The 6,675-nt window shown below is 53.6% G+C and carries 5 protein-coding genes and 1 pseudogene; 4 read left to right on the forward strand and 2 right to left on the reverse strand.

Going from position 1 to position 6,675, the window contains the following annotated elements; translation table 11 throughout:
* Positions 1 to 195 precede the first annotated feature (195 nt).
* Positions 196 to 1,371: a class I SAM-dependent methyltransferase gene (locus ABTW62_RS13250; RefSeq protein ID WP_430905050.1), complete on the reverse strand. Its 1,176-nt coding sequence runs from the start codon at positions 1,369 to 1,371 to the stop codon at positions 196 to 198.
* A gap of 75 nt (positions 1,372 to 1,446) precedes the next feature.
* Here ABTW62_RS13250 and ABTW62_RS13255 point away from each other — a divergent pair, with 75 nt between their 5' ends.
* A complete protein-coding gene (locus ABTW62_RS13255) occupies positions 1,447 to 2,187 on the forward strand; it encodes a pteridine reductase (RefSeq protein ID WP_430905051.1) in 741 nt (246 codons plus the stop codon).
* Positions 2,188 to 2,293: 106 nt separating this feature from the next.
* Here ABTW62_RS13255 and ABTW62_RS13260 read toward each other — a convergent pair whose 3' ends face one another.
* The gene (locus ABTW62_RS13260; protein WP_430905052.1) at positions 2,294 to 3,568 is read right to left on the reverse strand and encodes a flavin-containing monooxygenase; all 1,275 of its coding nucleotides are present in this window, start codon (positions 3,566 to 3,568) and stop codon (positions 2,294 to 2,296) included.
* Positions 3,569 to 4,096: 528 nt separating this feature from the next.
* Here ABTW62_RS13260 and ABTW62_RS13265 point away from each other — a divergent pair.
* The 3 genes and pseudogenes from ABTW62_RS13265 to ABTW62_RS13275 form a co-directional block, all read left to right on the forward strand.
* Positions 4,097 to 5,437: an AAA family ATPase gene (locus tag ABTW62_RS13265; protein ID WP_430905053.1), complete on the forward strand. Its 1,341-nt coding sequence runs from the start codon at positions 4,097 to 4,099 to the stop codon at positions 5,435 to 5,437.
* Positions 5,438 to 5,439: 2 nt separating this feature from the next.
* Positions 5,440 to 6,054: an RloB family protein gene (locus tag ABTW62_RS13270; protein ID WP_430905054.1), complete on the forward strand. Its 615-nt coding sequence runs from the start codon at positions 5,440 to 5,442 to the stop codon at positions 6,052 to 6,054.
* A gap of 192 nt (positions 6,055 to 6,246) precedes the next feature.
* Positions 6,247 to 6,675 (forward strand): annotated as a pseudogene (locus ABTW62_RS13275) (DEAD/DEAH box helicase family protein); the annotation flags it as partial.

Here is a 6,675-nt window from a genome sequence, read left to right on the forward strand (position 1 = left end):
GCGCTTCTCAAGAAAGCAATGAAACGAGACTTGCAGGCAAGTTGCGCCTGAAATACGCCAAAAAGGCCGGATAGGCCGCTCGAAAGAGCGGATTCCGGGGAAGAAGGATGTAAAAACGCCTTCATCATCGATTACAACCTCGACTTTCAACCGCCAGCGAGGAAAATGGCTCATTATTCAGAGGTTCCTTAACTGCTATAGCCTGCGCCGCAAATCGCCGCTGACAAATCCGCGCAAGGGTGTCTCGATCGACTTGCCCAGGGCCATGACCTTGAACAACTCGCCCATTTCCGCCGGGCTTACCAGGCGTTGAACCTGGTTGGCAAGTGGTAGATAGCTGCCGGCGTGATCCGCTGGCATGCGCGCTAGCAAATCCGTAATTCCGCAATTGATCAAAAAGTGCGCCTGGGTGGTGTAACCCATCAGCGTCAATCCGGATGCCTGTGCCGATCCGGCTACCGCGCTGAAATCGACGTGACTGGTCAAATCCTGCAATCCCGGCAAAAAAAAGGGATCATCATGCGCATGATGCCGATAATGACACATCAGCGTGCCTTGGCGGCGCTGTGGATGGTAATACTCGCTCTCGCCAAAGCCGTAGTCGATCAGTAACATCACGCCTTGCTGCAACCGCTCCGCCAGAGTGCGAATGAAACGCCGGTTGGCCAGACTGATTTCGCTTAGGTAGCGATTGTCTTCCTGTCTGTCCTCGCTTACGGCAGGCGGCAGTTCGCGGGCGATTTCGTGCAATTCGCCCGCTGTCAATGGCCGCGCCTGCCAGGCAAAATTCTGATCGTGCCAGATCACGCCCTGTTCGAAAATCTGTCCATCCTGCCAGACAACTAGATGCACCGGCATGGCGTCAAGCACTTCATTGGCTACGATCACGCCAGTGAATTGTTCCGGTAGTGTGGTGAGCCAGTGTACACGGGAAGCCAGATGGGGGATTTTCTGTTCGATCAGGGCGCGCTGCCGCTGCTGCAACTCGGCACTGACATCAAGAATTTCATACCGGGCCGGCAGGCAATCCAGCCGTTCCAGTTCACTGAGCATCTCAACAGCCAGCTTGCCGGAACCAGCACCAAACTCGAGTATCGATCCTTGCGGCATGAGCGCCAGCACCTGGGCAGCCTGGTGGGCAAGTGTCTGGCCGAATAACGGAGAAATTTCTGGCGCGGTGACAAAATCACCCGGCGCGCCAAATTTGGCCGCACCTCCAGTGTAGTAGCCCATTCCAGGCGCATACAAAACGGTTTCCATATAGTTGGCAAAGGCTATCCAGCCACCCGCATGCTGAATGTGTTCACGTAAGGTGGTTTTCAGAGTATCGCTGTAAGCACGCGCCAGCGGATCGGGCAAGGGTAAATTCACGAATGTTGTTCCGGTAATCAAAAATTATATGGTAGATTGTAGACCAAAAGCGCGGCGCAAGCAGGGAGGAGGGGTATGAAAGACAAAGTGGTATTGATAACCGGCGGCGCCCGAAGAGTGGGGGCCGTAATTTGCCGCTGGCTGCATCAGCGAGGTGCCAAGCTCGTGATTCATCACCGGGCTTCGCATGCTGCGGCAGATATGTTGCAGCAAGAACTTGAGCAGACGCGCCCGGGATCGGTTGCCGTTCTGCAGGCGGATCTGCTGGAAATGTCCAGTATCCCTGCGCTGGTCGACACCGCCGTACAGCAGTTTGGCCGCTTGGATGCATTGATCAACAATGCATCCAGTTTTTTCGCGACACCGATAGAAGCCTGCTCGGAGCAGGCCTGGCATGATTTGATCGGCAGCAATCTCAAAGCACCGTTATTCCTTGCCCAGGCGGCAACGCCGCATCTAAGGAAACAACAAGGCTGCATCGTCAATATTGTCGATATTCATGTCGAGCATCCGCTCAAGCACTACATCCTGTACAACGCCGCCAAGGGAGGGCTTGCAGCCCTGACCCGTTCGCTGGCAGTCGACCTCGCACCGGAAATTCGCGTGAACGGCGTGTCTCCCGGCCCAATTCTGTGGCCGGAAACAAGCGAGTGGCAGGACCAAACGGTACGCGACCATATCATCTCCAGAACCTTGCTCCAACGCATGGGCGAACCCGAAGACATTGCTCGCACGGTGCATTTTCTGATCCATGATGCACCCTATATCACCGGGCAGATCATTGCAGTTGATGGTGGGCGAAGCATCCATTTGTAGCACGAAACCTCTATAAGCATAGAGGGTGTCGCGCATGGATGTCATCGTATCGCACGATATATTCTTCGCTCGTGTTGCCTTTATATCCGCAAGCACCAGACTGCGCCTATGCCACGGACCGAGTCAATTTGAGCAGTTGTTGCCTGTAGGGATGATAATGCACTTCTAACACATGACGAGGATGGGGAATAAATTGCTGTTGCCAGTATTTCCCTTCTGCGATCGCCAGTTCTCGCCAGTTTGACGGCAGTTGTATGCTGTGGGTCAATAATTGCGCAATCAACCTGCTCTGTAAATCGGTGAGTGGCCAAATGGCTCCCTGTGGCTGTATCAGGCCAACGAAAAACAAACTGGGGTGGTCGGGATGGAAAATTCTCAGATAAAGCGGAATCTGTGTAGCCTCTTCCCAATCGATCAATGTCCGGTCAAAAAAGGGCAAGCTGATTTTATACCCCGTCGCAGCAATCAGTACATCGTAATCGGCGGACGAGCCGTCGACAAAATATACCCTCTGGCCGGAAATTTTATCGATCCCGGGGCGGGGATGGACTTTGCCATGCCGGATTTTATCGAATAAAGTTGAATTGATCGTGGGGTGCGCCCTGGCTGGAGGAAAATCGGGTTCCGGCAAGGCGTAGTCACGATAACGCCCGATCTGAATTCGCAAGCTGAGCTTCTGCAGCCAGTTTTGGACCACCTGGGGCAGCCAGTGAAAAGAAGCGGCAAAAGCATCAGTCGGGCGGCCCATGATGAACTTGGGAATAATATATTGCGCTGACCGCAGACTGATATCGACCCGGGCCGCGACACGGCTGGATTCCACCGCGCAATCACAGCCCGAGTTACCCGCACCGACCACCAGTATGCGCTTTTCCTCCAGTCCCTGGCTGGTTTTGAAATCATGCGCATGCATATATTTCCCGCTAAAGTGGTGTTTCCAGTCCGGATGGCGGGGCGCTGAATGGTGTCCGTTGGCAACGAGCAGGTAATCAAACTCCGGCCGGGGGCCGTCATCCAGATGCAAGCGCCAGCGCTCATTTGCTATTTTCTCTGCACGCAGCACCGTCGTATTGAATCGAATGAAGGTTTCCAGCTGGAAATGGCGCGCATAAGCCTGGAAATAGGCAAGTATCTGCTGGTGACTGGGATAATCGGGATAGTCGTCCGGCATCGGAAAATCGCTGAGCTGGGACATCGATTTGCTGGAAATAATATGAGTCGCCTCGCTCACACTGCTATGGCCAGGCGTTGCTGAATAGACCCAGTTTCCGCCCATCTGACTGTTTTTTTCATAGCAGACGATATCCTTCAAACCGGCTTCAACCAGATTCTTGATCGCGGTCAGGCCAGAACAGCCAGCGCCGATGATTGCAATTTTCATTTGACACCTTCTTTGGCCGGTGCAAGCGATGTGATGACGCCAGCCACAATGCCGTTTTATTAGAAACCGCCCATTTTAATTTACCCAAATCATTCAATCCAAATGCCTTTACATTCTGGCCTGATAGTTTACGATACTCCCACCGCCATGGCGCAGCACAACGCGCTGCGGCCATCCAGAATTTTTGCAACCGGTCCAATAGCTGATTTTGGGTAGGCTTCTCCACTTTTTATTGCGTTGCCTATCAGACGAGAATTTCTCTTGCCCTATATCAGATTCCGCATCCCGGTGAAATCATTAAAGGGCTTTGCATCGAGTCGTTCGGCGTCGGCCACCAAATACCAAACGTGTTCTGGCTTGATCAACGGAAGCTGTTACACCTGTACGAGGCCAAGATCAGGCTCAGGTAACGGCAGTACACACTTAACCTTCTTTAAGAGATTTTTTCTCTTTTAAATTGACTTTTTGCAGTCCATGCATATAATTTAAAGTTCTGCACGCAGGTTATCGCTCACAAGGAGTAAGCGCATGATTATCAGCTTCTCTGTCGAAAATTGGATGTCTTTCCGCGACTCCGTCACCTTCTCGATGGTTGCCAGTCGGGAACGCCAGCACGGAGACAGGTTGCCCAAACTCGGGAAGTACAACACCCGCGTCTTGCCGATTGCCGCCATCTATGGCGGTAACGCTTCTGGTAAAACCAACTTTTTCAAAGCGCTGAATTTCGCCAAGATGCTGGTGATCAAAGGCACCCAGCCCGACAGCCATTTGGCTGTAGAAGGCTTTCGTCTGGACAATACCAGCATTAATAAGCCCTCCCGATTTGCCTTTGAGCTTCTGATCGATGAGACGATCTACGAATTTTCCTTTTCGGTAAATCGCAAGGCCGTCCTTGATGAGAAATTAATTGCCATCACGAGCACAAGTGAGAGGGAGCTCTACGTGCGTCGTGGCAACGAGATCGAATTCGACGATGCACTGAAGAAGGATCAGTTTCTGCAGTTTGCGTTCAAAGGCACGCGCGACAACCAGCTGTTCCTGACGAACTCGGTGTCGCAGAAGGTGGACAACTTCCGCCCCGTCTATGACTGGTTTAAAGACACGCTGGACTTGGTCGCACCAGATTCGCGCTTCGAGCCCTTCGAGCAGTTCCTCGATGATGGCCACCCACTCTATGCCACGATGAACGAGATGCTCCCGCAGCTCGACACGGGCATTGCGCACCTGGGCGGCGAGGAAATCCCCTTCGAGAATATTCCCCTACCCGAGCCCATGAAGTTGCTACTTCAGGAGGATGTCAAGGAGGGGATGACGATTCGCTTGATGTCGAATAAAAATGAGCGCTTCGTCTTCACCCGCAAGAACGGCGAGCTCATTGCCAAGAAACTGGTGGCCTACCATCCGAAGACGGACGGCACAGAAGTCAAGTTCGAGATTCGGCAAGAGTCGGATGGATCGCAACGCGTCATTGATCTTCTGCCCGCGTTCCTAGAGCTCGCGACACGCGATTCAAAGAAAGTGTTCGTGATCGATGAAGTGGATCGAAGCCTCCACACCTTACTGACACGCCGCCTGTTGGAAGCGTACTTAGCGAGTTGCTCCGCCGATACCCGTTCACAGCTCCTCCTGACCACCCACGATGTCTTGCTGATGGATCAGAAATTGCTGCGTCGTGATGAAATGTGGGTGGCCGAGCGCAAGTCTTCGGGTGTATCTACGCTGGTGTCTTTCAGCGAGTACAAAGATGTGCGGTACGACAAGAACATCCGCAAGAGCTATCTGCAAGGCCGACTTGGCGGCATACCTCGTATCTTGCTTAGCAGCAATTTTGCAGAGGATGACGAGGTGCAGGCTGCTGAGGAAGTATAGTAGTGGCTGCGCAGCGACGGAAATTCCAGCGGCGACTGGGAGAGCGGCCCTACAAGAAGCTGTTTTTCGTCGCGGCCGAAGGCGTCAAAACCGAACCGATCTATTTCGGTATCTTCACCGATGACACATCCATCGTGCGTGTGCGCTGCTTGAAAGGCAAACACGACAGCTCACCGCCACAGGTACTGAAGCGAATGACCCGCCACCTTGAAAGTGAGGGACTCAAGTCATCCGACGAGGCTTGGCTGGTGGTCGACAAAGACCAGTGGACCGAAGAGCAGCTGACACAACTCCACCAATGGTCATTGCGGCAAGAGAACTATGGCTTCGCGCTCAGCAACCCCAAGTTCGAATACTGGCTGCTACTACACTTTGAGGATGGCACGGGAATTACCTCCCCGCGCGACTGTACGGATCGGCTCAAGCGCTGGATTCCGGATTACGACAAGGGCTTCGACATTCGGAAAATCAGCTCGGAGCAGATTGACAATGCAATTCGTCGGGCCAAAAAACGCGATCATCCGCCATGTGAGGATTGGCCGAAAGGCCTTGGGCAGACAACCGTGTATCGATTGATCGACAACATCATCAAAACCCGTACCACTCAGACGGTGTGACGTTCTTCCTTTGCTTTGATAGCGCAAAAAATCCTCCGACCCTATCACTCGTAAAGACAGTGAAATCGGGGGATCTTTGTGTCAGGTTGTTGTGTCCTATTGGGCTGGCTCGCGCCCATCATGCATGGCGGGATCACGCCGTAGGTGACGTGCAGAAAGGTCGGCCGTGCCCGGCTGGCAGACAAGCTGGTCTGCGTTTCCTGCAGCGCCAACGACGAGAGCAACTGGCGCGGCATTCTCGAGTATTTTGCGCCCGCTGTGCAGCTGGGCCTGACCGCCACACCCAAGCGCACGCACAATGCCGACACCTACGCCTACTTCGGCGAGCCGGCCTATCTCTATTCGCTGAAAGAAGGCATCAACGACGGCTTCCTGACACCGTTCAAGGTGCGCCAGATCGCCACTACGCTCGATGAGTATGTTTACACTGCTGATGATCAGGTGATCGAAGGTGAAATCGAGCAGGGACGACGCTATTCCGAGGACGACTTCAACCGCGTGATTGAGATCCGCGCGCGTGAGCTGTATCGGGTCAAGCTGTTCATGGCGCAGATCGACCCACGCGAGAAGACGCTGGTGTTTTGCGCCACCCAGTCGGTGGGTACCTGGAAAAGGGGACGT

Source organism: Nitrosomonas sp. ANs5 (genome assembly GCF_050584665.1).
Classification (GTDB): domain Bacteria; phylum Pseudomonadota; class Gammaproteobacteria; order Burkholderiales; family Nitrosomonadaceae; genus Nitrosomonas.

Bases quoted from the DNA above. Each gene is read 5' to 3' on its own strand.
- ABTW62_RS13255 (WP_430905051.1), top strand. From the start codon at position 1,447: ATGAAAGACAAAGTGGTATTGATAACCGGCGGCGCCCGAAGAGTGGGG.
- ABTW62_RS13260 (WP_430905052.1), bottom strand. From the start codon at position 3,568: ATGAAAATTGCAATCATCGGCGCTGGCTGTTCTGGCCTGACCGCGATC.
- ABTW62_RS13265 (WP_430905053.1), top strand. From the start codon at position 4,097: ATGATTATCAGCTTCTCTGTCGAAAATTGGATGTCTTTCCGCGACTCC.